The sequence below is a fragment of the Bacillus sp. ISL-46 genome, assembly GCF_018613205.1.
In genome coordinates this window covers 1-24,848 of the sequence record NZ_JAGGQR010000057.1, presented here as the reverse complement: position 1 = coordinate 24,848, position 24,848 = coordinate 1, and the positions used below count along the sequence as shown (strand labels likewise).

Here is a 24,848-nt window from a genome sequence, read left to right as displayed (position 1 = left end):
ATTGCCCAATAAAGTTGGAGTGCAGATTGCACTCCAACTAGCATATATTATTACTCTTTTGAACCGACTTTTTCAGATTCAAATGCTTGCTCAGGAACGATGTTTAACGTATCGACTTGTTGTAAGTCATCATCATCTTCCGTATCGCGCATTTCGATTTCTTCTTCATCACCAGAAAGAATTTTTACATCCATTCCAAGACTCTGAAGTTCTTTAATTAATACTTTGAATGATTCAGGAACACCAGGTTCTGGAACATTTTCGCCTTTAACAATCGCTTCATATGTTTTCACACGACCAACAACGTCATCTGATTTAACAGTAAGAATTTCTTGAAGTGTGTATGCTGCTCCGTATGCTTCTAGTGCCCAAACTTCCATCTCACCAAAGCGCTGTCCGCCAAATTGAGCTTTACCGCCCAATGGCTGCTGCGTAACAAGTGAGTAAGGACCAGTTGAACGGGCATGGAGTTTATCATCGACCATGTGTGCGAGTTTAATCATATACATGACACCCACAGAGACACGGTTATCAAATGGTTCCCCAGAACGGCCATCATAAAGGACCGTTTTCGCATCACGAGCCATTCCTGCTTCTTCAATCGTTCCCCAAACATCTTCTTCACGCGCTCCATCAAATACAGGAGAAGCGACATGAATACCTAGGTAGCGAGCTGCCATCCCAAGGTGAAGTTCAAGCACCTGTCCAATGTTCATACGTGAAGGTACGCCCAGTGGATTCAACATGATATCAACAGGTGTACCATCTGGTAAAAACGGCATATCTTCTTCCGGTAAAATACGAGAGATTACCCCTTTGTTACCATGACGTCCCGCCATTTTATCTCCCTCAGAAATCTTACGCTTCTGAACGATATAAACACGGACCAGTTGATTCACACCTGGTGGCAGTTCATCGCCATCTTCACGATTAAAGACTTTTACATCAAGAACAATTCCGCCGCCGCCATGTGGAACTCGTAGTGACGTATCACGAACTTCACGTGCCTTTTCACCAAAGATCGCGTGTAAAAGACGTTCTTCTGCCGTTAATTCTGTAACTCCTTTTGGCGTAACTTTACCAACTAGGAGATCTCCGTCTTTAACTTCAGCACCGGTACGGATAATTCCACGCTCATCCAAGTTGCGAAGGGCATCTTCACCCACGTTTGGAATATCACGTGTAATTTCTTCAGGTCCAAGCTTTGTATCCCGAGATTCTGACTCGTATTCTTCGATATGGATAGATGTGTATACATCATCTTTAACAAGACGTTGACTCATAATAATCGCATCTTCATAGTTATAGCCATCCCATGTCATAAAGGCAACAAGGACGTTGCGTCCAAGAGCTAATTCACCAAGTTCCATTGATGGACCATCAGCAAGAATCTCGCCTTTTGTTACGCGGTTGCCCACAGCAACGATTGGACGTTGGTTATAACATGTTCCTTGATTGGAACGGATGAATTTTAACATACGGTACTTATCAAGATTACCTTTAACCTCTTGACCATCAACAACATTAATGCGACGCACCCATACTTCACGTGCTTCTACATGCTCAACAATACCTTCGTGCTTACAGATAACCGCAGCACCTGAGTCTTTACCGGATACGTATTCCATACCCGTTCCAACTCTAGGAGCTTCTGGCTGCATAAGCGGTACTGCTTGACGCTGCATGTTCGCACCCATAAGGGCACGGTTGGAGTCATCGTTTTCAAGGAATGGGATACACGCTGTTGCCGCAGACACAACCTGCTTTGGCGATACATCCATATAATCAATTCGTTCACGTTTAACTACCGTGTTTTCACCACGGAAACGAGCAACAACATCTTCATCGACGAATGAACCATCATCACTTAGACGAGAATTCGCTTGGGCTGTAACATAGTTATCTTCTTCATCAGCAGTTAAGTAATCAATCCGACTCGTTACTTTCCCTGTATCAGGGTCGACACGACGGTAAGGTGTTTCAATAAACCCAAAACGGTTTACTTTTGCATAAGATGATAACGAGTTTATTAGACCAATGTTCGGACCCTCTGGTGTCTCAATCGGACACATACGGCCATAGTGAGAGTAGTGAACGTCACGAACTTCGAATCCAGCACGCTCACGCGTTAAACCACCTGGTCCTAATGCAGATAGACGACGCTTGTGTGTTAATTCAGCAAGCGGGTTGGTTTGATCCATGAACTGCGATAATTGCGAGCTTCCGAAGAACTCTTTAATCGAAGCAATAACCGGACGAATATTAATTAATTGCTGTGGTGTGATTGTTGCTGTATCTTGGATTGACATTCTTTCGCGAACTACACGTTCCATACGGGATAATCCGATTCGGAACTGATTTTGTAGGAGTTCTCCTACAGAGCGAAGACGTCTGTTTCCTAGATGGTCAATATCATCTGTATCGCCTACTCCATGCAATAAATTGAAGAAGTAGCTAATCGACGCAATGATATCAGCTGGTGTAATATTTTTAATTGGTTCGGCCACATAGGCGTTACCTAAGACATTAATTACTTTTTCATTCTCATCGCCAGGAGCATAAATCTTAATGTCCTGAAGAGTAATTTCCTCATCGACTACGCCGCCATAAGGATTGAAGCCTTTGAAATTAATATTCTTTTCCAAGGCTGGTAAGACTCTATCCAGGTTTCTCCTGTCTAGAACTGTTCCCTTTTCAGCGATAATTTCGCCCGTTTCAGGATCCGCAAGGGATTCTGCTAAGCGCTGGTTGAATAAGCGGTTTTTAATATGAAGCTTTTTATTAATTTTATAACGACCTACATTCGCAAGATCATATCGCTTTGGATCGAAGAAACGCGAAATTAATAGACTCTTTGCGTTTTCAACAGTAGGGGGTTCACCCGGACGAAGTCGCTCGTAAATTTCTAGAAGCGCTTTGTCAACACCTTCTGTATTGTCCTTCTCTAATGTGTTACGGATGTACTCGTTATCACCGATCAATTCGATGATTTCTTGATCAGAACCGAAGCCAAGTGCACGCAAAAGAACCGTAACGGGCAGTTTCCGAGTACGATCTATTCTCACATATACGACATCTTTGGCGTCTGTTTCATATTCCAGCCAAGCGCCGCGGTTCGGAATGACAGTAGCCGAGTAGCCACGTTTTCCATTTTTATCGAGTTTCCCACTAAAGTAAACGCTCGGAGAACGCACTAATTGTGAAACGATAACACGTTCTGCCCCGTTAATGACAAACGTACCCGTTTCAGTCATAAGTGGAAAATCACCCATAAAAACATCTTGATCTTTTACTTCGCCTGTTTCTTTGTTTACAAGACGTACTTTTACACGTAATGGAGCAGAATATGTAACGTCCCGTTCTTTTGATTCTTCAACAGAATACTTTGGATCGCCAAGGCTGTAATCAATAAATTCTAGTGATAGGTTACCAGTAAAATCTTCTATTGGTGAAATATCCTGGAACATTTCACGCAAACCCTCATCAAGAAACCATTGATAGGAAGTGGTTTGGATTTCAATAAGATTTGGTAATTCTAAAACTTCACTGATTCGTGCGTAACTTCTTCGTTGGCGGTGTCGTCCATACTGAACTAGTTGACCTGTCAACTGATTCACCCCTCAAATCAAGCGTTATTATTAAAATCTATAAGCGTTTATGGATCAGAACTTTACTTCCTTTCCAATAAACAAAAAGAAAAAGGGTTTTTTACTAAAAACCACATTTTCACATTTTGACTATTATTTTGTCATCATTTCCTTAATATCCCTTTTTTATACGCTGAAATTAAGTATTTAAAGGAATAATTCGGAAATTATTATGATGGCATTTTATAATGCTATCATAGTGACATTTTCAAGTCAACTTTTTTGTGCCTTTATGACAAAATAACCTTTGGATTTGTCAATAGTTTCGACGTGGTTAAATAAATTATTTAATTTTTCAATTGCGGATGGTGCTCCTTGTTTCTTTTGAATGACAACCCAGAGCTCACCCTGAGATGTAAGATGCTCGAAGCTTTGTTCAAAAATATCATGAACCGTTTTTTTCCCCGCTCTAATCGGTGGATTTGTTAAAATAGCAGCAAACGTGTTTTCTTTTACATTCAGCAAACGATCACTTTCATATATCTCAACGTTCTGTATCCGATTAAGTTCTGCATTTTCCTTCGCCAAAGCAATTGCCCGTTCATTAACATCAATCATATGTATCATACGATCATGGTAAGATTTCGCAATCGAAAGACCAATTGGTCCATAGCCGCAGCCTACATCCAGGAGTAATCCATCTGCATTCGGCATTTCAAAAGACTCAATTAATAAACGTGAGCCGAAATCTACTTCTCTTTTTGAAAAAACACCGTTATCCGTTTTAAAACGGAACTGGTTATCTTTTAAAGTGTAATCCCAAAATTTTGGGTCACTTTCAACCTTCTGCATTCGAGAATAGTAGTGTTCAGACAACTGACTCACCTCCGAGGAATATTAATAATTGAAGATAAACGAGGACTAAAAATTTAGTTAAGGCAAAAAAAGCCCGCTTATACAGCGAGCTTTTTTATAAGATTATTACTTAACTTCAACGTTTGCTCCAACTTCAGCAAGTTTAGCTTTAACTTCTTCAGCTTCTTCTTTAGAAACGCCTTCTTTAACAGCTTTTGGTGTGTTGTCAACAAGGTCTTTTGCTTCTTTAAGTCCAAGACCAGTGATTTCACGAACAGCTTTGATAACCTTGATTTTTTGATCGCCAGCGCTAGCTAGGATAACATCAAATTCAGTTTGTTCTTCAACAGCCGCTACAGCTGCGCCACCCATTGCAACAGGAGCTGCAGCAGTTACGCCGAATTCTTCTTCGATTGCTTTTACTAGATCGTTAAGTTCTAAAACAGTCATAGTTTTAACTGCTTCAATGATTTGTTCTTTAGTCATGATAAATTTCCTCCTTAGTTTTCGTTCAAATTTATTTGATGTGCGTATTCAGGCTAACTTACGCGCCTTGTTCTTCTTTTTGTTCTGCAACTGCTTTTGTAACAAGAGCAAGGTTGCGGATTGGAGCTTGTAGTACGCTGAGTAACATAGATAGTAAACCTTCGCGTGATGGTAGGTCAGCAAGAGCTTTAATTTCTTCAGCTGTTGCAACGTTTCCTTCAATTACACCTGCTTTAAGTTCAAGTGCTTCATGTTTTTTCGCAAAGTCATTCAAGATTTTAGCTGGTGCTACTACATCTTCAGTACTGAACGCGATTGCGTTAGGACCTGTTAATGCAGCGTTTAAACCAGCAAGTTCAGCAGCTTCAGCCGCACGGCGAACCATTGAGTTTTTGTAAACTTTAAATTCAACGCCTGCTTCGCGAAGTTGTTTACGAAGTTCAGTTACTTCTGCAACTGAAAGACCACGATAATCAACAACAACTGTTGATACACTGTTCTTTAACTTATCAGTAATTTCGTTAACGATTAGTTGCTTTTGTTCGATTACACTGCTCATCTTTACACCTCCTGTAGATTGTCTACATTCATACTAGGCAAATAAAAGCCTCCATATCAATCGGTGACATGGAGGCAGCATACAACAGCTGAATAATTCAGCCAATTCTATCGCATTACCTCGGCAGGAAATTAAGCTGCTAGAGCACCTGCTGTCTTCAGTACAAATGTTATTATTTTAAACAACAAAATAGATTATATAAAATCTATTCTAGATTGTCAATTGGTAAAATTTATTTAACTGCTACAGATGAAGGATCAACTTTAACGCCAGGTCCCATTGTTGAAGCAACAGTTACGTTCTTCATGTAAGTACCTTTTGCTGCAGATGGTTTCACTTTTAGCATAGTTTCAAAGATAGTGTTGAAGTTTTCAACAAGCTTCTCGTTTTCGAAAGATGCTTTACCGATTGGCACGTGAATGTTACCAGACTTGTCAACGCGGTATTCAACTTTACCAGCTTTAATTTCATTAATCGCACGAGTCACATCAAATGTTACTGTACCTGTTTTAGGGTTTGGCATTAAACCTTTAGGTCCTAATACACGACCAAGTTTACCAACTTCACCCATCATGTCAGGAGTTGCTACGATTACATCAAATTCAAACCAACCTTGTTGGATTTTGTTGATGTACTCTGCATCACCTACATAATCAGCACCAGCTGCTTCTGCCTCTTTTACTTTTTCACCCTTAGCGAAAACTAGAACGCGTTGCGTTTTACCAGTTCCGTTTGGAAGTACAACTGCACCACGGATTTGTTGGTCAGCTTTCTTAGGGTCAACACCTAAACGGAATGCTACTTCTAGAGTTGCATCAAATTTAGTGAAGTTTGTTTTTTTAGCAAGATCAATTGCTTCTGCAATTGGATATGCCTTTAGGCGATCTACAAGCTTTGAAGCTTCTAAATACTTCTTACCTTTTTTAGCCATTTTTATTTCCTCCTAGATTGTGGTTTTAGCGAATTATTCTCCCACGAATAAAGGTTGCGCAGAAACGCAACCCCACTCATTCAACACGAACAGTTACATGAATTAGTCTTCGATGACGATACCCATGCTGCGCGCAGTACCTTCGACCATGCGCATTGCTGCTTCAACGCTAGCTGCGTTTAGGTCAGGCATTTTTTGTTCCGCAATCTCGCGTACTGTATCACGCTTTACTGTTGCTACTTTATTACGGTTAGGTTCACCAGAACCTGACTGAATTCCAGCTGCTACTTTCAAAAGAACGGCAGCAGGAGGAGTTTTCGTAATAAATGTAAATGAACGGTCTTCAAATACCGTGATTTCAACAGGAATGATCAAACCAGCTTGATCTGCTGTACGAGCGTTAAATTCTTTACAGAATCCCATGATATTAACACCGGCTTGACCTAGTGCAGGACCAACTGGCGGCGCTGGATTAGCTTTCCCAGCAGGAATTTGTAATTTAACGACTTTAATTACTTTTTTAGCCACGAGACACACCTCCTTAAAGTCCGTGATGTGGTAATAGGAATCCGTTAGGAATCCTCCCACTCAGGCATCTGTCTTTATCTATTGATCATAAAGAACTTAACATAAGTCTTGTCTCACAGTGGAGACATACTGACCTATGAAATATTACCACTTTTTAAAAATGATTTCAAGTTTTTTTACAATATAACATTATTTTCTTTGAATATCGCCGCAATTGAGGCGCTTCTGCTTGTCTTAATCTAGCTTCTCGATTTGTGTGAAATCCAGTTCTACCGGGGTATCACGGCCAAACATATTGACAAGAACCTTCAGTTTTGCGCGATCCTTATCCATTTCTTCCACAGACCCAGTAAAGTTCGCAAATGGACCTTCCTTCACTCGAACCGTTTCACCAATCTCATAATTAGCATCGACGCGATTTTCGGAAACCCCCATGCGTTTTAAAATAACGACAACTTCTTCCGGAAGCAATGGAGTAGGCTTCGATCCACCACCAGATGAACCAACAAAGCCGGTTACACCCGGGGTATTCCGAACCACATACCAAGAATCATCAGTCATCACAATTTCAACTAATACATAACCAGGGAACACTTTGCGCTTTACTACTTTTGTCTTGCCATTTTTGATCTCAGTCTCTTCTTCTTCAGGGACAACCACTCTGAAAATCTTATCTGTCATACCCATCGATTCGACTCGTTTTTCTAAATTCGCTTTTACCTTATTTTCATAACCTGAGTAAGTATGTAAAACATACCAATTTTTTTCCATTTAAGAGGACTTGAACGTCCGTCCCTCCCTATTTCTTATTCAAAGACTATTTTTTGAACAAACAAAAAACCCGTGAAACGGGCTTTAGATAAAAATTCCTTTATTAATCACCATTATACCATGAAAGTGGATTTATTATTCAAGAATTAAGCGAATCAATTTTGAAATCCCTAAATCTAGAACCGCAAAGAACGCTGCAAAAAAAACAACGGTCGATAGAACAGTAAGCGTTGAGCGAGTTAGTTCCCCACGTTTTGGCCAGCTAACTTTTCTCATCTCACGGAAAATATCACTGAAGAATTTAGTTATGCGCTGCATTTCTGTAACCCCCAAAATCTAAAAATAACTGCAAAAATCTATGATCATTATTTCGTTTCTCTATGAATGGTATGGGTGGTGCAGGTTTTGCAGAATTTTTTCAATTCTAATCTCTCTGTTTGTGTCTGCTTGCTGATCGTCGAATAATTTCGCGAGCCGCAAACAGCACAGGAAAGGATTACTTTTTTACTCATAGTCGACACCTTTACCCAATTTTCTATTATATCCTTAAAAATGTAGCATGAGTCCTAATTATTGTCAATAACCCTTGGAAACGGTTCAATTTTATGACATATTTAATCATCAAAGTGAAAATTCACGAAGTTCTAAATATCTTTCCAGCTTTCTTTTGACACGCTGCAGAGCATTATCAATTGATTTCACATGGCGGTTTAGCTCTTCAGAAATCTCTTGGTATGATTGACCATCTAAGTAGAGAGCCAATACCTTCCTTTCTAAATCACTTAATAATTCAGTCATTTTCACTTCGATATGGTCAAATTCTTCCTGATTAATAATCAGTTCCTCTGGGTCAAGAACCTTTGTTCCTGACAAAACATCCATTAATGTTCGGTCCGATTCTTCATCGTAGATTGGCTTGTCCAATGAAACGTATGAATTTAACGGGATATGCTTCTGCCTTGTGGCGGTTTTGATTGCTGTAATGATTTGACGAGTTATACAAAGCTCTGCAAATGCCTTGAAGGAGGTAAGCTTGTCCTCCCGAAAGTCACGAATTGCCTTATACAGTCCAATCAAACCTTCTTGGACAATATCTTCCTTATCTGCACCGATTAAAAAATAGGACCTTGCTTTTGCACGTACAAAATTACGATACTTATGGATTAAATAATCCAATGCTTCACTATCACCTTGGTGCACTAAATCAACAATTCCTTCGTCTTCCATTATCAGGAACTGCTGGTTGATCTTTGTTCCGAAGTCCGTACTCAAAGTAGATCCCCTCCACCGAACAAGCATAGATAGTAATAGTATACATGACAATTTTTTATTAGTCCACGTTCACTTTTGTCCTCTGCGCCACTTTTCGAAAATTTCTGCCATTTCCGCACTCATCTTTATTTTAGAAACGGGTCTTTTTTCTTGAATGGTTTTCACTTTCTTTTCGATGCCTCTTTCAATCGAAGACATTTCAATGAGCAATTCACGTGCAGACTTCCTTAATGCCCCTTGTCCAAAAATAGCCCATTGCTCTGTAAAGTCGGAAGTCGCTACATGAATTTGTGTTCTTCGATTACTTAAACTAATGGCCATTTTTTCAATCCGCTCATCTGCCGTCTCATTTTCTTTCGTAAAGATAACTTCTATTTTATGATTTTTATACTTCTTTTCCGTCCCTTGTACAAAATAGGCATCGAATACCACAATCACACGGAAGCCTGAATAGGCTTGGTATTCAGCCATTCTTTCCACTAAGCGGTCCCGTGCAGCAGGTAAATCATGATCCTTTAAAGCTCTTAGTTCAGGCCAGGCTCCGATGATGTTGTAACCGTCCACAAGCAGGATATCCATTACTATCCCTCAAGTGTGTGTCGTTTTCGATATACCTCATACATCAGTAAAGCCGCCGCAACAGAAGCATTTAACGAAGTTACTTTACCAACCATTGGCAAATGGATGAGAAAATCACATTTATCGCGGATCAGTCTTCCCATTCCTTTTCCTTCACTGCCAATCACCAAGCCTAGTGGCAGCGTCCCGTCTAATCTTCGGTAATCATCTTTGCCTTTTGCATCTGTTCCGGCAATCCAAATACCTCGTTCCTTAAGTTCATCGATGGTTCGCGCCATATTAGTGACACGGACCACTGGGATATATTCAATCGCACCTGTCGAAGCTTTGGCAACTGTTGCTGTTAGGCCAACAGCCCGCCGCTTTGGAATAATGATGCCATGAGCACCGACTGAATCGGCTGTTCTCATGATCGACCCAAGGTTATGAGGATCCTCAATTTCGTCCAGCAATAAAAAGAATGGCGGTTCATTTTTCTTTTCTGCTGCTGCAAACAAATCATCCATTTCCGCATATTGATAGGCAGCAACATAAGCAAGAACTCCTTGATGATTTTCATCCGCGATTTGGTCAATTTTTTTCTTAGGAACAAATTGAACAATCACATTTGCTTCTTTGGCTAATTGCGTAATTTGCTGCATTTGGCCACGCTGCGATCCTTCGGCAATTAATATTTTATTAATATCCCTTTCTGATTTAAGCGCTTCGATGACTGGATTTTTGCCAACAATATATTCTTGTTGTTCCATCCTAGCGTTCCTCCTTTCTTTGCTCCACATATGAAAATGCCCTGCTAATAAGCTCTTCTAAACGTTCTTTTTTACCCGTTAGATACAGGTAACCCATCAATGCTTCAAATGCTGTACTATAGTGATAAGTTTGGACATCTGTATTTTTTGGAACAGTGCCTGATTTTGCATTTCTACCGCGCATAACCACCGCTAATTCTTCTTCATCAAGCAGTTTATGATCCATCATTTGAAAAAGAATTTGGCTTTGTGCCTTTGCCGAGACGTAACTGGTCCCGGTGCGGTGTAACTGATTCGGTCTTACCTTACCGCTATAGAGGAGGTGGCGCCTTACATAGGTTTCATAAATCGCGTCACCCATGTAGGCAAGAGCGAGACTATTCAATTGTTTAACATCCACTGTATTTTCATATTTAAGCATGAATTAGCCTCTTTTCCACCTTGTACCCTGCGGTGTATCTTCTAAAATAATATTCATTTCCTTTAGCTGATCTCTTATTTGGTCAGACAATTGGAAATTACGGTCTTTTCGAGCTTGGATTCGCTTTTCAATCAGCGCATCGATTTCTTCGTCAAGCATTTCTTCTTTTTCAAATGTCAGCCCTAAGACATGGAATAACTTTTCAAATTGTTTTGTAAAGGCATCAATGACTTCTACAGCTGTATTTTTCTCTAAAAGATAATAATTAGCCAGTTTTGAAAGGTCGAATAAAACGGAAATCGCTTTAGCTGTATTGAAATCATCATCCATTGCCTCAATAAATTCTTCTTGCCTTTTTGCAATACTTTCAAGCCATACCTGATTCGAATCTGTTAAGTCAGTACTCGCTTCTTTCCGATGCTTTAAGTTTTGATAAGAGGTGGTTATGCGTTCAAATGCGGCTTTCGTACTCTCCAGTAATTCCTCGCTGTAATTAATCGGATTGCGGTAATGAACGGATAACATAAAAAACCGTAACACTTGCGGATTATGTTTTTTAATAATGTCATGGACAAGGACAAAGTTTCCTAATGATTTAGACATTTTTTCATTATCAATATTGATATAGCCATTGTGCATCCAGTAACGAGAAAATAATTTTCCTGACAGTGCTTCTGATTGGGCAATTTCATTTTCATGATGCGGGAAGGTTAAATCCTGTCCACCCGCATGAATATCAATGGTTTCGCCAAGATACTTTTTCGCCATTGCCGAGCACTCGATATGCCAGCCCGGCCGGCCAAGCCCCCACGGACTCTCCCAGAAGATTTCTCCTTCTTTGGCCGTTTTCCATAGGGCAAAGTCTAAGTCGTCTTGTTTCCTATCGCCGACTTCAATTCTTGCACCTACTTGCAGGTCATCAATGGATTGATGCGATAGCTTACCATATTCATCGAATTTTCTTGTCCGGAAATAAACATCACCTGCAGATTCATAAGCGTAGCCCTTTTCGACTAATTGACTAATAAAATCAATGATAATGTCCATGTTTTCCATTACCCGAGGATGAACATCTGCCTTTTGGCAGCCTAATGCCGTCACATCTTCAAAATAGGCATTGATAAATCGGTCCGCAATCGCCGGAACACTTTCTCCTAACTGATTAGCTGCCCGAATCAATTTGTCATCGACATCGGTAAAATTGGAAACATATTGAACATCATAGCCGCGATATTCCAAATAGCGCCGAACGGTATCAAAGACGATTGCCGGACGTGCATTACCGATATGAATATAATTATAGACCGTCGGACCGCAAACATACATTTTGACTTTCCCTTCTTCGAGCGGTACGAAGGTTTCCTTTTTACGAGTTAGTGTATTATAAAGTTGAATGGCCATTGACTTTTATCCTTTCTCCTTTTAATTCTTCGAGTTCGTGCATTAATTTATCCAGATCATTTTGCATTTCTCTTAAGCGGTCTGCTACAGGGTCTGGTAAGTCACAGTGGTTCAAATCCCTTGTAATTCTTCTTCCATCCTGGATCACCACTCTCCCTGGAATCCCAACTACCGTTGAGTTAGGGGGTACTTCTATCAATACAACCGAGCCGCCGCCAATTTTGGAATTTTCTCCAACGGTTATCGAACCAAGCACCTTTGCACCTGTGGCAATCAGGACATTATCCTTAATCGTCGGATGCCGCTTTCCTTTCTCTTTACCCGTTCCACCAAGTGTTACCCCTTGATATATAGTTACATTATCCCCAATTTCGCACGTTTCCCCTATAACAACGCCCATACCATGGTCAATAAAAAATCTTCTGCCTATTTTTGCCCCAGGATGAATTTCAATTCCGGTAAAAAAGCGGCTTACTTGTGAAATAACCCTGGCTAGAAAATAGAATTTCCGATTAAAGAGTGCATGCGCGAGTCGATGTGACCAAATGGCATGCAAGCCTGAATACGTCAAGATGACTTCTAAATGACTTCTTGCTGCAGGATCTTGTTCAAAAACAACCTCAACGTCCTCCCTCAACTTCTTGAACATTACCATTCTCCCCCTTTTTATAAAGCGTAAGCCGCCCGTTTAGCGGCGTATGGACTAGAGCCCTTTGACTGAGATAAAGGAAACACGGAGAGCGGTAAGCGATCCGATGTTGACTTATCGTAGGGAAAAGGGCGAAGTACACTAGCCGCTGGGCCGCTTGCGCTAGACTGTTATCTAAGTTCAAAGTTATATATCTTCTTAGAAACAAAAAAGCGCCTCTGTCTTAACGACAGAGACGCTTATGCGCGGTTCCACTCTGATTAGACCGAAAAGCTTGTTTTGGAAAAAGAAAGCTTAATATGGGTCTCACTCTACCTGTTAACGGATAGGTTCCGCCCATTTCTACTAGAAGTTGACTCTTTTCGAAACAGGGCTCAGAGGTGCATTTCAAAAAACGAGAGGCTTAAACCACTTTCAGCCGGTGATGGTTTTCTCTTTAAAGCATCCTTTTTTTACTTATCCTCTTCTACACTTTAGTAACTATATAATTGTTTACTCTACTATATTACATTTCTTCCCCAATGTTAACTAATAATTTTATTAATTCTCGTTTGAACCTTATCTTTACCTAAGAGTTCAATTGCCATTGGGAGGTCTGGTCCATGTGTTTGGCCTGTTACCGCCGCTCGAATTGGCATAAATAGATTTTTCCCCTTTTGACCGGTCGACTTTTGAACTGCCTTCATGGCTGCCTTTATACCATCAGCCCGGAAGCTTTCCAGTTGGTCAAGTTCATGTGAAAATGCCCTTAACACTTCTGGAACAGTTTCCCCGGTTAATATTTCCTTTGCATCTTCTTCATAGATGGCATCCACTTGAAAGAACATATCTGATAATTCCACGACTTCAGCACCAAAGCTCATTTTTTCCTGTAAAAGAGCTACAAGTCCTTGGAGCCATTGATACTGTTCATCTGTCATGCTTTCACTTATTCGGCCTGCCTTAATTAAGTGAGGCATAGCCAGATCAACTACACGGTTCATCTCAATTTTTTTCATATATTGATTATTCATCCACAACAGCTTTTGCTTATCAAATAATGCTGGCGATTTGGATAGGCGATTCGCGTCAAATATTTCAATAAACTCGTTCTTAGAGTAAATTTCTTCTTCACCTGTCGGCGACCAGCCGAGTAGTGTAATAAAGTTAAATAATGCTTCTGGAATATAACCCAATTCTTCATATTGTTCAATAAACTGAATGATGGACTCATCACGCTTACTTAACTTTTTGCGGCTTTCATTGACAATCAAAGTCATGTGTCCAAAAATTGGCGGCTCCCAGCCTAATGCTTCATAGACCATCAATTGCTTTGGCGTGTTAGAAATATGATCATCGCCACGGAGCACATGAGAGATTTTCATTAAATAATCATCAATCGTTACAGCAAAGTTATAGGTTGGGGTGCCATCCTTTTTAATGATGACCCAATCACCCATCCCTTCCGATTCAAACGAAACACTGCCCTTGACCATATCATCAAACGTATAGGTTTTCCCTTCAGGTACGAGGATGCGGATGCTTGGCTGACGGCCTTCGCTTTCAAATTGACGGCGCTGTTCATCGGTTAAATGGCGGCATTTACCGGAATAATGAGGTGTTTCTCCTCTTTCGCTCTGGGCCTCCCGCTCTGCTTCGATTTCAGCTTCTGTACAATAACATTTATAAGCATGGCCATTTGCCAATAATTGGTTGTAGTAGGCTTCATAAAGATCATTACGCTCCGATTGGCGATAGGGACCGTATTCACCGCCAACGTCGACACCCTCGTCCCAATCCATCCCAAGCCATTTTAAATATTTTAACTGGCTTTCTTCTCCGCCTTCAATATTCCGCTTTTTATCGGTATCTTCAATTCGGATAATAAATTTCCCGCCATGATGGCGTGCAAATAAATAATTAAATAATGCAGTACGGGCGTTTCCAATATGTAAATGTCCCGTTGGACTTGGAGCATATCTTACACGAACTTCGTTTGACATAACTATAATGCCTCCATTCTCGAAAAGCAAAAGCCCCTAGGTGCTGGAGCTAGACAGCTTTACCATATGTTTTTATCTGATTTATTGTATCATTGTGCCCTTCACTGTAAAAGGTTAATTGTTAACCTTTTTTAACAATACAACCACCTGGGAAGCAATGCCTTCCCCTCTGCCGGTGAAACCTAGCTTTTCTGTTGTTGTCGCCTTTACATTGACTTGTTCAGGTGCTGCCTCTAGTAATTCCGCAATCCTACCGCGCATTTGCTCAATATAGGGTGCCATTTTTGGCTGTTGAGCAATAATTGTACAATCGGCATTCACAAGCTCGTACCCTTTATTTTTCACCAATTGCCATACATGCTCCATCAGCTTCGCGGAGTCAGCATCTTTAAAATCTGGATCGGTATCCGGAAAGTGTTTGCCAATATCGCCTTCCCCAATCGCACCAAGGCAGGCATCGGAAACCGTATGTAATAACACATCAGCATCCGAATGACCTAGCAAACCCCTTTCATAAGGGATTGTAATCCCACCAATGATTAGCGGGCGCCCTTCTGTTAATTGATGAACATCAAAGCCCTGACCAATTCGAAACATCATTAAAAACTCCTTTTTTCTATTGTCTAGCTACACAAGAATAAGCTTCGGAAGCAAAGCATCGCACGAAGGAAAAGCGATAGCTTTTTCGAGGAGCGCCTAGGAAAAAAGGAACTACTTTTTTCTCTGGTCAAGGCGCTTCCGCTTTTCTATTATCGCTTCAGCAAAGAACAAATCTTCTGGTGTCGTTAGTTTTATATTATCGTAATCGCCTTCTACCACCTCAACAGGATAGGGAAGCCGCTCAACCAAACTAGCATCATCGGTTCCCAGAAAGTGATCCTTTTCGGCCTTTTCGTACGCTTCCTTAAGCAGCAAAATACGAAAAGCTTGTGGGGTTTGAACAGCCCACAAGCTTGAACGTTCGACAGTTTCAACGACCACACCATCATTTATCTTTTTCATGGTGTCTTTTGCCGGCACTCCCAAAATGGCTGCACCTGTTTCTTCAGCCATTTCAGTTAAACGGTGGATATGTCCTTTTAAGATAAAAGGACGCGCCGCATCATGCACAAGAATAATCCCGTCGGTTTCGACTGATTTAAGAGCATTATAAATGCTATCCTGACGTTCATTTCCACCCGGTACTAAGTTGATAACCTTCGTCACATGATACCGATCGAGTAACACTTGAAATTCTGGTTTATCCTGTGGGTGTATGGCTAAAATAATCCCGCTGCAAGCTTCATCCTGTTCAAACACCCTTAATGTATGGATTAGAACAGGAATACCGTTTAGTTCCAATAAAAGCTTATTTTTCCCTGCTCCCATTCTTTTTCCCTGGCCCGCTGCCGGGAGAATGACTTGGTAGGTCATATCATTACCCCACTCTATCTTCTATCTACAGTGCTTTTTCTAATAATTTGGGCTTGGCAAATATCATTCGTCCTGCAGATGTCTGGAGAACACTCGTTACGAGAACCTCGATTCTTTTCCCGATATATTCTCTACCTTCCTCAACCACAATCATCGTTCCGTCATCTAAATAAGCAACGCCTTGATGATATTCTTTTCCATCCTTAATGACTTGAACGGTTAATTCCTCACCAGGAAGGACAACAGGCTTAACTGCATTGGCTAAATCATTGATGTTTAACACAGATACATTTTGCAATTCACAGACTTTATTCAGATTAAAATCATTCGTGACCAAGATGCCATTGGTTATTTTAGCTAATTTAACGAGCTTTGAGTCCACTTCACTAATTTCCTCAAAATCGCCCTCATAAATTTCTACCTTTATAGCGAGTTCCTTTTGAATTCGGTTTAATATATCCAAGCCTCTGCGGCCGCGATTTCGTTTCAGCACATCGGAAGAATCGGCAATATGCTGTAATTCCTCAAGGACGAACTGTGGAATGACAATCGTTCCTTCTAAAAATCCGGTCTGACAAATATCAGCAACGCGCCCATCAATGATAACGCTCGTATCTAATATTTTCAAAGGATGATTAACTTCCTTATCATTCTCTTCCTCACTGGTTTTTTTCTTGTTACCGCGGTTTCCAAAAAGACCTAATAATTCATCTCTCTTCTTGAAGCCTACCTGAAAGCCGAGATAACCAAACAAAATGGTCAGTAATATCGGAGCCACAGCATTTAATATTGGGACTTGCACAGCATTCAGGGCAAAGCCGATTAAAAACGCAACCAACAATCCAAAGATTAGACCTACACTACCAAAAAGGACATCTGTTACAGGAACTTTCACTAAAGAATCTTCAGCCCATTTAATAAAGTTAAAAACATAATCTACTGCCCAAAAGGTAATAAGATAAAAAATAATAGCACCTATAATAGCAGTGATATACGAGTTGTTAATTAAGGGAATGTCATTGATATGAAGTAAATTGAACAATTCCGGTAATAACAAAATACCAAGCGTACCACCTATAATGAGGAAGCAAGCCTGCACAATACGTTTTAACATTCCTTCACCTCCTCTATTCATTATAAACATATTCATGGAAATGAAACCTTAATTTATAGATTATTTTTCGATTACAAAAACGTATTAAATTTAATTTGTTAGTGAAAATTAATAGGTTGAAGATTCTCCCCTAGGGTAGCATTGGAAAATTTTCGTGTCAAACAATTGGATTTTTTTAACTTTTAGGAACCTAGATATAATTGCTTTTATAGATGGCGATCGGTGTATAACCGCTCTTTTATCAATTTAAAGCCTTCCTTAATCTTTTTGGCACGAACTTCCCCGATTCCTTCCACATCATCAAGTTCTTCCACTGTTGCAGTTATTATTTTTGAAAGCTCACCAAAACTGCTGATGAGATTTTCAATAATGATGGATGGAAGTCTTGGAATTTTATTAAGAATTCTGTAGCCGCGCGGACTTTTATTTTCATCAAGGTGCACATAGCCAAGGTATCCCATCAATTTTAATAAGACCATATCCTCAATGGTACCGCTCGTAGCCATAGCCTGCATCCGTCCAATCACTTCTCTGGGCTTGATGTCCCTGTCGAAGGCATAATCTTTAATAATAAGCATGGTCTCGTCTTCGAGATCTGTTAATATTTCATTCAATTGTAAACGAATGAGACGGCCTTCTGTTCCTAACTCATGTAAATAGGTTAGAAGTTCATTCTTAATCTTTAAGACCATTTCAAAACGGTGGAGAACAAGTAAAAAATCGTTATAGGTTACGGACTCCTCGAACTCTAGAATACTCAAATTGCTGATACTTTGTTCCAAAACCGTTTTATACTTCTCAAGCGTCTGAATGGCTTGATTGGCTTTTGTTAAAATTACCGCAATATCTTTTAATGCATAGCGAAAATTCCCTTGATACAGGGTAATGACATTTCTTCTTTGGGAAATGGCAATCACTAGGGCTTTTGTTTGTTTCGCTACCCTTTCTGCTGTGCGGTGCCGCATCCCTGTTTCAGAAGAAGGTATATCGGAATCAGGGGCTAACTGGGCATTGGCAAAGAGAATTTTATTTCCTAATTCATTAAGGATAATGGCCCCGTCCATTTTCGCTAATTCATATAAAAAGCTGGGCGAAAATGGGCAGTTGATTTCAAAGCCGCCGTCAACGATACTTTTTACCTTTTCGTTAAAACCAATGACAATAAGGCCGCCTGTGTTCGCACGGAGCACATTGTCGATTCCCTCGCGAATGGGTGTACCAGGTGCAAGGAACTGTAAAACTTCACTTACGGTATGCTCACCAAGTTTTTTACTCTCCATCTGCTACCCTCCTAGCGCTGCTTTTAATGCTTCGCTCACTGACTTCACACCAATGAGTTCAACTCCGTTTGGGCCCTTCCAGCCGCTAAGATTATTAGCAGGGAGAATGACACGCTCAAATCCTAGCTTGGCCGCTTCCTGGACACGCTGCTCAATCCTTGAAACCCTTCTTACTTCACCGGTTAACCCGACTTCTCCGATAATACAATCGGTTGGTCTTGTGGGTTTATCTCTAAAGCTGGAAGCAATACTGACAGCCACTGCTAAATCAATTGCTGGTTCATCCAGTTTTACGCCACCAGCAACTTTTAGGTATGCATCCTGATTCTGAAGGAGCATCCCAACCCGCTTTTCTAATACTGCCATCAAAAGTGGCACACGGTTATGATCAATTCCCGTTGCCATTCTTCTTGGGTTCCCAAAGCTAGTGGGGGAAATTAACGCTTGAATTTCAACGAGGACCGGTCTTGTCCCTTCCATCGATGCGACCACCGTTGAGCCAGCAGCACCTCGTGAGCGCTCTTCTAAAAATATCTCGGAGGGATTTGCCACTTCTTCAAGACCAAATTCTTTCATTTCAAAAATTCCCATTTCATTGGTTGAACCAAAACGGTTTTTAACTGCCCGTAAAATCCGATAGGTATGATGTCTTTCTCCTTCAAAATAGAGGACGGTATCCACCATATGCTCTAACAGCCTAGGACCGGCTATCGATCCTTCTTTGGTTACGTGTCCAACAATAAAGATCGCAATCCCTTTGGTTTTCCCAATTCTCATTAATTCCGAGGTACACTCACGCACCTGTGAGACACTCCCAGGTGCGCTTGTTACATCTGGGTGAAATACCGTTTGGATAGAATCAATGATGACAAAGCTTGGATTTGTACTATCGATGGTCCGGTTAATTTCCTCAAGATTCGTTTCAGAGTAAACGAGGAGATTTTCAGAGGATATTCCTAATCGCTCCGCACGAAGCTTTGTTTGCCGTAATGATTCCTCACCAGATATGTATAAAACCTTATTTCCTTTATTAGCTAATTGTGATGATACCTGTAACAGAAGCGTTGATTTACCGATTCCAGGGTCTCCGCCAATCAGCACTAAGGATCCCTTGACCACACCCCCGCCAAGTACCCGGTTTAATTCATTTAAGTCCGTTTGAATCCTTGGTTCATTCTCCATTTCAATGGAATTGATCGGCATTGGTTTGGTTAATAGTCCTGATCCGCCTTGGGAATGGGCGAATGCCCCTCTTCTTGTTGCACCAGTTACTTCAACTTCCTCGACCATCTTATTCCATTCACCGCAGCCAGGGCATTTCCCCATCCACTTTGGAGATTCATACCCGCACTCCTGACACATAAACTTTGTCTTTCGTTTTGCCATTCTACTTCGATCCTCTCTTGCGCACAAATAAATGAAAAAAGAGGCACACGGTTTAGCTTTATTAACGTGTACCTCTCATGGTATAGCAACACTAATTGATTACATTTCTATTTTACCAAACTTGTTTTCTCTTCCATTCGAACAATAAATTCTCCATTATCAACATCGATCACCGCATGCTGACCTGTTAACAAGGTTCCTTTTAATAATTCTTCTGAAAGTCGGTCTTCAATATGCTTTTGAATCGCACGGCGTAATGGTCTTGCCCCATACTCAGGGTCATAACCTTCCTGAGAAATTTTTCCCTTCGCTGCTAAAGTTAATTCTAAAGAAATATTTTGCTCTTTTAAGCGTTTAATTAACTGCTCTGAAAGTAAAGTTACAATCTCTTCAAGATGCTTTCTCTCCAACGCATGGAAAACAATAATTTCATCAATACGGTTCAGGAATTCAGGGCGGAAGGCTTTCTTTAATTCGCCCATTACTTTCCCCTTCATGTCTTTATAATCCTGATCGCCATCCTGAATATTAAAGCCGACATACTTGTTCCGTTTTAAGGCTTCAGCACCCACATTGGATGTCATAATCAAGACGGTATTACGGAAATCTACTGTTCTTCCTTTTGAATCAGTCAAACGGCCATCCTCTAGAACCTGCAAAAGGATATTAAATACATCTGGATGTGCCTTTTCTATTTCATCAAGTAAAACAACGGAATATGGCTTTCTGCGAACCTTCTCTGTTAATTGTCCGCCTTCCTCATAGCCTACATATCCTGGCGGAGAGCCAACTAGACGAGAGGTAGAATGCTTCTCCATATACTCGGACATGTCAATCCGAATCATCGCATCCTCGTCACCAAACATGGCTTCAGCAAGGGCACGGGCTAATTCTGTTTTCCCTACACCAGTAGGTCCTAAGAAAACGAAGGAACCAATTGGCCGTTTTGGATCTTTTAATCCTGCTCTGGCACGACGGACTGCCTTAGATACTGCCTTAACAGCCTCCTCCTGGCCAATGACACGAGAATGGAGAACTTCCTCTAAATTAAGCAGCTTCGTCATCTCTGTTTGAGCTAGCTTGGAAACAGGGACACCGGTCCAACTTGAAACAACACTTGCAATATCTTCAACTGTTACTTCATTGTTTTCTTTCCCTTGCTTTTCCTTCCAGCTCTTCTTTGTTTCCTCGAGTTGTTCACGCAAACGCTGCTCCGTATCCCGTAAAGAAGCCGCTTTTTCAAATTCTTGACTTTGGACTGCAGAATCCTTTTCTTTTCGTACTTCCTCAAGCTTCACTTCTAATTCTTTTAAATTAGGTGGGGTGGTAAAGGAACGAAGACGTACCTTGGAACCTGCTTCATCGATTAGATCAATCGCTTTATCTGGCAGGAAGCGATCAGAGATATAGCGGTCTGATAGTTTAACAGCTGCCTTAATCGCTTCATCTGTAATGGAGACACGATGATGGGCTTCATAGCGGTCACGTAAACCTTCTAAAATCTGGATCGATTCTTCCGCTGTTGGTTCATCGACACGAATTGGCTGGAAACGTCGTTCTAAAGCGGCATCTTTTTCGATATATTTTCGATATTCATCAAGTGTGGTTGCTCCAATACATTGGAGTTCTCCACGAGCAAGCGATGGCTTTAAAATATTGGAAGCATCAATAGCCCCTTCTGCACCACCCGCACCAATCAATGTATGCAACTCATCAATGAAAAGAATAATATTTCCTGCTTGGCGAATTTCATCCATGACTTTTTTCAAACGATCTTCAAATTCACCACGGTATTTTGTCCCTGCTACGACTGTCCCCATATCAAGCGTCATTACTCGTTTATCACGCAGTATTTCCGGGACTTCATTATTGACAATTTGTTGGGCGAGTCCTTCTGCTATGGCTGTTTTACCTACACCAGGCTCTCCAATTAATACCGGATTATTTTTTGTCCGACGGCTTAACACTTCAATCACACGTTGAATTTCCTTACCGCGTCCAATAACAGGATCCAGGCTTCCTTCGCGGGCAATTGACGTTAGATCCCGTGCAAGGCTATCTAGCGTCGGCGTGTTAGCACTTGCTGATGCCCCGCCTTGATGCCCGCCAGACTCATTACTTCCTAATAGTTGAAGCACTTGCTGTCTTGCCTTATTTAAACTAACTCCCAAATTATTAAGTACTCGGGCAGCAACCCCTTCTCCTTCTCGGATTAAGCCAAGGAGAATATGCTCAGTCCCTACATAGGAATGTCCTAATTTTCGTGCTTCATCCATCGATAATTCAATGACCTTTTTAGCTCTTGGAGTATAGTGAATGGTTTGAGAAGCATCCTGTCCTTTTCCAATTAAATTTTCTACTTCTTTTTGGATTTTTTCAGAACCTAAACCAAGTCCATAAAGGGCTTTCGCAGCAATCCCTTCACCTTCCCGAGTTAACCCCAATAAAATGTGCTCTGTTCCAATATTGTTATGACCAAGACGAATCGCTTCCTCTTGTGCTAAAGCTAGAACTTTCTGCGCTCTTTCAGTAAAACGGCCGAACATCATATTCTCTTCCTCCCCACCTATTTTTCTTGCTCCATTTTTATTCGTTCCCTAATTAATGCTGCCCGTCTGATGTCTCTTTCATGTGGTCTTAATGAACCCCCAGCATATTGCTGTAAGAATCCTGGCTGGGTCAGTATCATTAATTCATTTAAGATTGTCTTAGGCATTTTATCAATATAACCCATATCTATTCCAAGCCGAACATCGGATAAACATCTAGCTGCTTCTTTCGATTCAATAATTCGGCTATTAGATAACACACCTAATGATCTGAATACTCTGTCTTCTAATTGTATGTTTGAAGTTTTTCGTAATGCTTCACGGGCCGACCTTTCTTGTGAAATGAGTTGACTTACAACCCCTTTTAGGTCACGGCCAATGTCCTCTTCTGATTTACCAAGTGTGATTTGATTAGAAATTTGAAATATATTACCTAATGCTTCGCTGCCTTCACCATAAATTCCTCTAACAACAAGACCTAATTGGTGAATTGCAGGAATAATTTTATTAATTTGCTGTGTTAACATTAACCCTGGCAAGTGCATCATGACCGAAGCACGGAGACCTGTTCCAACGTTTGTAGGACAACTGGTTAAATAGCCGTGTTTTTCATCAAATGCGTATTGAATATTACTTTCAAGCCAATCATCGATTTCATTCGCAGCATCCAACGCTTCAGATAATTGCAAACCTGGATACAAGCATTGAATCCGGATATGATCCTCTTCATTAATCATAATACTTACTTCTTCGTTTTCGGTTAATAGAACCGCCCCATATGGTGAATCTTCAGCTAGATGAGGGCTTATTAAATGTTTTTCAACCAATACTCTTTTTTGGAGCGGCTGTAATTCTTCAATTTTCAACAATTCCATTTGGCCAAACTTTTGAATAGGAGACTGTTTTAAAATTTCTTCCATATTTTCAATAATCAATTTTGCTTCTTCATGTGAAAAAAGGGTTGGAAATTTATAAGCATCAAAGTTACGAGCCAAACGAATCCGGGAGCTAAGGACAATATCTGAATCCGGTCCTTCCGCACTCATCCAGGAGCTGACAGCTTGATTTAGAAATCGTTCAAGCGACATGTTATTCCCCTCCCTCGTGGCTGGCTGCTAAATTTTTCTCCAACTTTCGTATTTCATCACGAATCTCTGCCGCCTTTTCAAATTCTTCATTTTGGATTGATTCCTTTAGATTACTTTTCAATTCTTCAATTTGTTTACGAAGATGGATTCCTCCGCCAATTCTCTTCGGTATTTTCCCATTATGTGTCCAGTTCCCGCTATGAAGTCGTCTTAAAACTGGTATAAGTTGTTCTTTAAACGCTTCGTAACAATGGGAACATCCAAAGCGGCCTACCTTTAAAAACTGTGGAAATGTCATTGAACAAGAATCGCATTGAAGAATCTCCTCCTGGTGGAAGGGACTTTGGCTAGGCTTTTGAAAGTTTGGATCAATATTTAATAATCCTGCTAATAAATTATTAAAAGCAAAACCAGATTCCCCATTAAAAATGAACATTTCTCCCTTTTCCTGAGCACACTTTTCACAAAGATGCACTTCAGTCTTTTCACCATTAATGATTTTTGTAAAATGAAGCGCTGCAGGTCTCTGATTACATTCTTGGCAAATCATACTTTCACCTCTTACTCAGAAAAAAATTTATTTATATTTTAAAGATGTTAACATCGCTTTTAGCATTCTTGCTCTTAATTCATCTCGGTATGGAAGATCAATATAAAGAACGGAACGATCGATTACACTTAACATAATTTTCGCTTCCCGCTGTGAAATAATTTCTTCTTGTACGAGCCTTAAAATGACATCCTCTGCACTTGTTTGACTAACCATTCCTTGTATAAGTGAGAGCAATTGATCAATTAAATGGGCCAAGTCATGGGATTGAACCTTCATAATCCTTATATACCCGCCACCGCCCCGTTTACTCTCCACAATATATCCTCTTTCGATTGTAAAACGGGTATTAATCACATAATTTATTTGAGATGGTACACATTGAAATTTATCAGCGATTTCACTTCGTTTAATTTCAACAAGATCCTTTTCACTTAATTCCAATACTTGTTTAAGATATTTTTCAATGATATCAGAGATGTTTCTCATCTTCCCACCCCCATTCTCTGACTTTGACTATATTTGACTAAATTATACTGAATTTTTTATGTAGATGCAACGATTCACTACTAATGATTTTCTCCAAAACCCGCCATTGTGAAACGTACATTAGTTAAAATATGTAGGGGTGAGATTGAGAACACAAAAAAGACAACCATTTCTGGTTGTCTTAGATTTGCCTGGCAACGTCCTACTCT

25 protein-coding genes and 2 other annotated features are annotated in these 24,848 nt (G+C 40.5%); all 25 genes read right to left on the bottom strand.

The window, feature by feature from the left end; translation table 11 throughout:
• Positions 1–50 precede the first annotated feature (50 nt).
• The 25 genes from rpoB to J7E67_RS24795 all read right to left on the bottom strand — a co-directional run bounded on the left by rpoB (position 51) and on the right by J7E67_RS24795 (position 24,639).
• Positions 51–3,608 carry a DNA-directed RNA polymerase subunit beta gene (rpoB, locus tag J7E67_RS24915; RefSeq protein WP_214716668.1) on the bottom strand — a complete coding sequence of 1,186 codons (3,558 nt, stop codon included), beginning with the start codon at positions 3,606–3,608 and terminating at the stop codon, positions 51–53.
• Positions 3,609–3,860: 252 nt separating this feature from the next.
• Positions 3,861–4,463, bottom strand: a complete 603-nt coding sequence (locus J7E67_RS24910) for a class I SAM-dependent methyltransferase (protein ID WP_214733016.1) — start codon at positions 4,461–4,463, stop codon at positions 3,861–3,863.
• Positions 4,464–4,568: 105 nt separating this feature from the next.
• Positions 4,569–4,928, bottom strand: a complete 360-nt coding sequence (gene rplL / locus J7E67_RS24905) for a 50S ribosomal protein L7/L12 (RefSeq protein ID WP_214716666.1) — start codon at positions 4,926–4,928, stop codon at positions 4,569–4,571.
• 58 nt (positions 4,929–4,986) lie between these two features.
• Positions 4,987–5,487: a 50S ribosomal protein L10 gene (gene rplJ / locus J7E67_RS24900; protein WP_088084975.1), complete on the bottom strand. Its 501-nt coding sequence runs from the start codon at positions 5,485–5,487 to the stop codon at positions 4,987–4,989.
• Positions 5,488–5,520: 33 nt separating this feature from the next.
• Positions 5,521–5,666 (bottom strand) — a sequence feature (ribosomal protein L10 leader region).
• A gap of 53 nt (positions 5,667–5,719) precedes the next feature.
• A complete protein-coding gene (rplA, locus tag J7E67_RS24895; protein WP_168241499.1) occupies positions 5,720–6,418 on the bottom strand; it encodes a 50S ribosomal protein L1 in 699 nt (232 codons plus the stop codon).
• 102 nt (positions 6,419–6,520) lie between these two features.
• On the bottom strand, positions 6,521–6,946 hold the full coding sequence (gene rplK / locus J7E67_RS24890) for a 50S ribosomal protein L11 (protein WP_007085303.1): 426 nt from the start codon (positions 6,944–6,946) through the stop codon (positions 6,521–6,523).
• 234 nt (positions 6,947–7,180) lie between these two features.
• Positions 7,181–7,717 (bottom strand): transcription termination/antitermination protein NusG, encoded by a 537-nt coding sequence (gene nusG / locus J7E67_RS24885; RefSeq protein WP_214716665.1) that lies wholly within the window; start codon positions 7,715–7,717, stop codon positions 7,181–7,183.
• 135 nt (positions 7,718–7,852) lie between these two features.
• Positions 7,853–8,035 carry a preprotein translocase subunit SecE gene (gene secE / locus J7E67_RS24880; RefSeq protein ID WP_088084972.1) on the bottom strand — a complete coding sequence of 61 codons (183 nt, stop codon included), beginning with the start codon at positions 8,033–8,035 and terminating at the stop codon, positions 7,853–7,855.
• A 47-nt stretch (positions 8,036–8,082) separates the two neighbouring features.
• Complete coding sequence (gene rpmG, locus J7E67_RS24875) at positions 8,083–8,229, bottom strand: 50S ribosomal protein L33 (RefSeq protein ID WP_214716664.1); 147 nt, start codon at positions 8,227–8,229, stop codon at positions 8,083–8,085.
• Between the two features lie 109 nt (positions 8,230–8,338).
• The gene (gene sigH, locus J7E67_RS24870; RefSeq protein ID WP_214716693.1) at positions 8,339–9,016 is read right to left on the bottom strand and encodes an RNA polymerase sporulation sigma factor SigH; all 678 of its coding nucleotides are present in this window, start codon (positions 9,014–9,016) and stop codon (positions 8,339–8,341) included.
• 42 nt (positions 9,017–9,058) lie between these two features.
• Entirely contained in the window at positions 9,059–9,568 is a 510-nt protein-coding gene (locus J7E67_RS24865) for an NYN domain-containing protein (protein ID WP_214733015.1), read from the bottom strand.
• A gap of 2 nt (positions 9,569–9,570) precedes the next feature.
• Positions 9,571–10,317 (bottom strand): 23S rRNA (guanosine(2251)-2'-O)-methyltransferase RlmB, encoded by a 747-nt coding sequence (rlmB, locus tag J7E67_RS24860; RefSeq protein ID WP_088084968.1) that lies wholly within the window; start codon positions 10,315–10,317, stop codon positions 9,571–9,573.
• 1 nt (position 10,318) lies between these two features.
• Positions 10,319–10,738 carry a Mini-ribonuclease 3 gene (locus J7E67_RS24855; protein WP_214716662.1) on the bottom strand — a complete coding sequence of 140 codons (420 nt, stop codon included), beginning with the start codon at positions 10,736–10,738 and terminating at the stop codon, positions 10,319–10,321.
• A 3-nt stretch (positions 10,739–10,741) separates the two neighbouring features.
• A complete protein-coding gene (gene cysS, locus J7E67_RS24850; protein WP_214716661.1) occupies positions 10,742–12,139 on the bottom strand; it encodes a cysteine--tRNA ligase in 1,398 nt (465 codons plus the stop codon).
• On the bottom strand, positions 12,120–12,788 hold the full coding sequence (gene cysE / locus J7E67_RS24845; RefSeq protein WP_214716660.1) for a serine O-acetyltransferase: 669 nt from the start codon (positions 12,786–12,788) through the stop codon (positions 12,120–12,122). Before cysE ends, cysS begins: the two co-directional genes overlap by 20 nt.
• 228 nt (positions 12,789–13,016) lie before the next feature.
• Positions 13,017–13,266: a binding site (T-box leader), on the bottom strand.
• 46 nt (positions 13,267–13,312) lie between these two features.
• The gene (gene gltX, locus J7E67_RS24840) at positions 13,313–14,770 is read right to left on the bottom strand and encodes a glutamate--tRNA ligase (RefSeq protein WP_214716659.1); all 1,458 of its coding nucleotides are present in this window, start codon (positions 14,768–14,770) and stop codon (positions 13,313–13,315) included.
• A gap of 114 nt (positions 14,771–14,884) precedes the next feature.
• On the bottom strand, positions 14,885–15,367 hold the full coding sequence (gene ispF, locus J7E67_RS24835) for a 2-C-methyl-D-erythritol 2,4-cyclodiphosphate synthase (protein ID WP_214716692.1): 483 nt from the start codon (positions 15,365–15,367) through the stop codon (positions 14,885–14,887).
• Positions 15,368–15,481: 114 nt separating this feature from the next.
• Positions 15,482–16,183, bottom strand: coding sequence for a 2-C-methyl-D-erythritol 4-phosphate cytidylyltransferase (gene ispD, locus J7E67_RS24830; protein WP_214716658.1), 702 nt, complete (start codon positions 16,181–16,183; stop codon positions 15,482–15,484).
• A 25-nt stretch (positions 16,184–16,208) separates the two neighbouring features.
• Positions 16,209–17,297 carry a PIN/TRAM domain-containing protein gene (locus J7E67_RS24825; protein WP_214716657.1) on the bottom strand — a complete coding sequence of 363 codons (1,089 nt, stop codon included), beginning with the start codon at positions 17,295–17,297 and terminating at the stop codon, positions 16,209–16,211.
• Between the two features lie 206 nt (positions 17,298–17,503).
• Positions 17,504–18,577 (bottom strand): DNA integrity scanning diadenylate cyclase DisA, encoded by a 1,074-nt coding sequence (gene disA, locus J7E67_RS24820; RefSeq protein WP_214716656.1) that lies wholly within the window; start codon positions 18,575–18,577, stop codon positions 17,504–17,506.
• A gap of 3 nt (positions 18,578–18,580) precedes the next feature.
• Complete coding sequence (gene radA, locus J7E67_RS24815) at positions 18,581–19,963, bottom strand: DNA repair protein RadA (protein ID WP_214716655.1); 1,383 nt, start codon at positions 19,961–19,963, stop codon at positions 18,581–18,583.
• Between the two features lie 107 nt (positions 19,964–20,070).
• Entirely contained in the window at positions 20,071–22,512 is a 2,442-nt protein-coding gene (gene clpC / locus J7E67_RS24810) for an ATP-dependent Clp protease ATP-binding subunit (protein WP_214716654.1), read from the bottom strand.
• A 17-nt stretch (positions 22,513–22,529) separates the two neighbouring features.
• A complete protein-coding gene (mcsB, locus tag J7E67_RS24805; RefSeq protein ID WP_214716653.1) occupies positions 22,530–23,600 on the bottom strand; it encodes a protein-arginine kinase McsB in 1,071 nt (356 codons plus the stop codon).
• 1 nt (position 23,601) lies between these two features.
• Positions 23,602–24,150 (bottom strand): protein-arginine kinase activator protein McsA, encoded by a 549-nt coding sequence (mcsA, locus tag J7E67_RS24800; protein ID WP_168241486.1) that lies wholly within the window; start codon positions 24,148–24,150, stop codon positions 23,602–23,604.
• Between the two features lie 27 nt (positions 24,151–24,177).
• Positions 24,178–24,639, bottom strand: a complete 462-nt coding sequence (locus J7E67_RS24795) for a CtsR family transcriptional regulator (protein WP_214716652.1) — start codon at positions 24,637–24,639, stop codon at positions 24,178–24,180.
• Between the last annotated feature and the right edge of the window lie 209 nt (positions 24,640–24,848).

Excerpts from the sequence above, each read along its gene's own strand:
- rplL (WP_214716666.1), bottom strand. The coding sequence starts at position 4,928 with ATGACTAAAGAACAAATCATTGAAGCAGTTAAAACTATGACTGTTTTA.
- rplJ (WP_088084975.1), bottom strand. The coding sequence starts at position 5,487 with ATGAGCAGTGTAATCGAACAAAAGCAACTAATCGTTAACGAAATTACT.
- rplA (WP_168241499.1), bottom strand. The coding sequence starts at position 6,418 with ATGGCTAAAAAAGGTAAGAAGTATTTAGAAGCTTCAAAGCTTGTAGAT.
- nusG (WP_214716665.1), bottom strand. The coding sequence starts at position 7,717 with ATGGAAAAAAATTGGTATGTTTTACATACTTACTCAGGTTATGAAAAT.
- secE (WP_088084972.1), bottom strand. The coding sequence starts at position 8,035 with ATGCAGCGCATAACTAAATTCTTCAGTGATATTTTCCGTGAGATGAGA.
- rpmG (WP_214716664.1), bottom strand. The coding sequence starts at position 8,229 with ATGAGTAAAAAAGTAATCCTTTCCTGTGCTGTTTGCGGCTCGCGAAAT.
- sigH (WP_214716693.1), bottom strand. The coding sequence starts at position 9,016 with ATGCTTGTTCGGTGGAGGGGATCTACTTTGAGTACGGACTTCGGAACA.
- J7E67_RS24865 (WP_214733015.1), bottom strand. The coding sequence starts at position 9,568 with ATGGATATCCTGCTTGTGGACGGTTACAACATCATCGGAGCCTGGCCT.
- rlmB (WP_088084968.1), bottom strand. The coding sequence starts at position 10,317 with ATGGAACAACAAGAATATATTGTTGGCAAAAATCCAGTCATCGAAGCG.
- J7E67_RS24855 (WP_214716662.1), bottom strand. The coding sequence starts at position 10,738 with ATGCTTAAATATGAAAATACAGTGGATGTTAAACAATTGAATAGTCTC.
- cysS (WP_214716661.1), bottom strand. The coding sequence starts at position 12,139 with ATGGCCATTCAACTTTATAATACACTAACTCGTAAAAAGGAAACCTTC.
- cysE (WP_214716660.1), bottom strand. The coding sequence starts at position 12,788 with ATGTTCAAGAAGTTGAGGGAGGACGTTGAGGTTGTTTTTGAACAAGAT.
- gltX (WP_214716659.1), bottom strand. The coding sequence starts at position 14,770 with ATGTCAAACGAAGTTCGTGTAAGATATGCTCCAAGTCCAACGGGACAT.
- ispF (WP_214716692.1), bottom strand. The coding sequence starts at position 15,367 with ATGTTTCGAATTGGTCAGGGCTTTGATGTTCATCAATTAACAGAAGGG.
- ispD (WP_214716658.1), bottom strand. The coding sequence starts at position 16,183 with ATGACCTACCAAGTCATTCTCCCGGCAGCGGGCCAGGGAAAAAGAATG.
- J7E67_RS24825 (WP_214716657.1), bottom strand. The coding sequence starts at position 17,297 with ATGTTAAAACGTATTGTGCAGGCTTGCTTCCTCATTATAGGTGGTACG.
- disA (WP_214716656.1), bottom strand. The coding sequence starts at position 18,577 with ATGGAGAGTAAAAAACTTGGTGAGCATACCGTAAGTGAAGTTTTACAG.
- radA (WP_214716655.1), bottom strand. The coding sequence starts at position 19,963 with ATGGCAAAACGAAAGACAAAGTTTATGTGTCAGGAGTGCGGGTATGAA.
- clpC (WP_214716654.1), bottom strand. The coding sequence starts at position 22,512 with ATGATGTTCGGCCGTTTTACTGAAAGAGCGCAGAAAGTTCTAGCTTTA.
- mcsB (WP_214716653.1), bottom strand. The coding sequence starts at position 23,600 with ATGTCGCTTGAACGATTTCTAAATCAAGCTGTCAGCTCCTGGATGAGT.
- mcsA (WP_168241486.1), bottom strand. The coding sequence starts at position 24,150 with ATGATTTGCCAAGAATGTAATCAGAGACCTGCAGCGCTTCATTTTACA.
- J7E67_RS24795 (WP_214716652.1), bottom strand. The coding sequence starts at position 24,639 with ATGAGAAACATCTCTGATATCATTGAAAAATATCTTAAACAAGTATTG.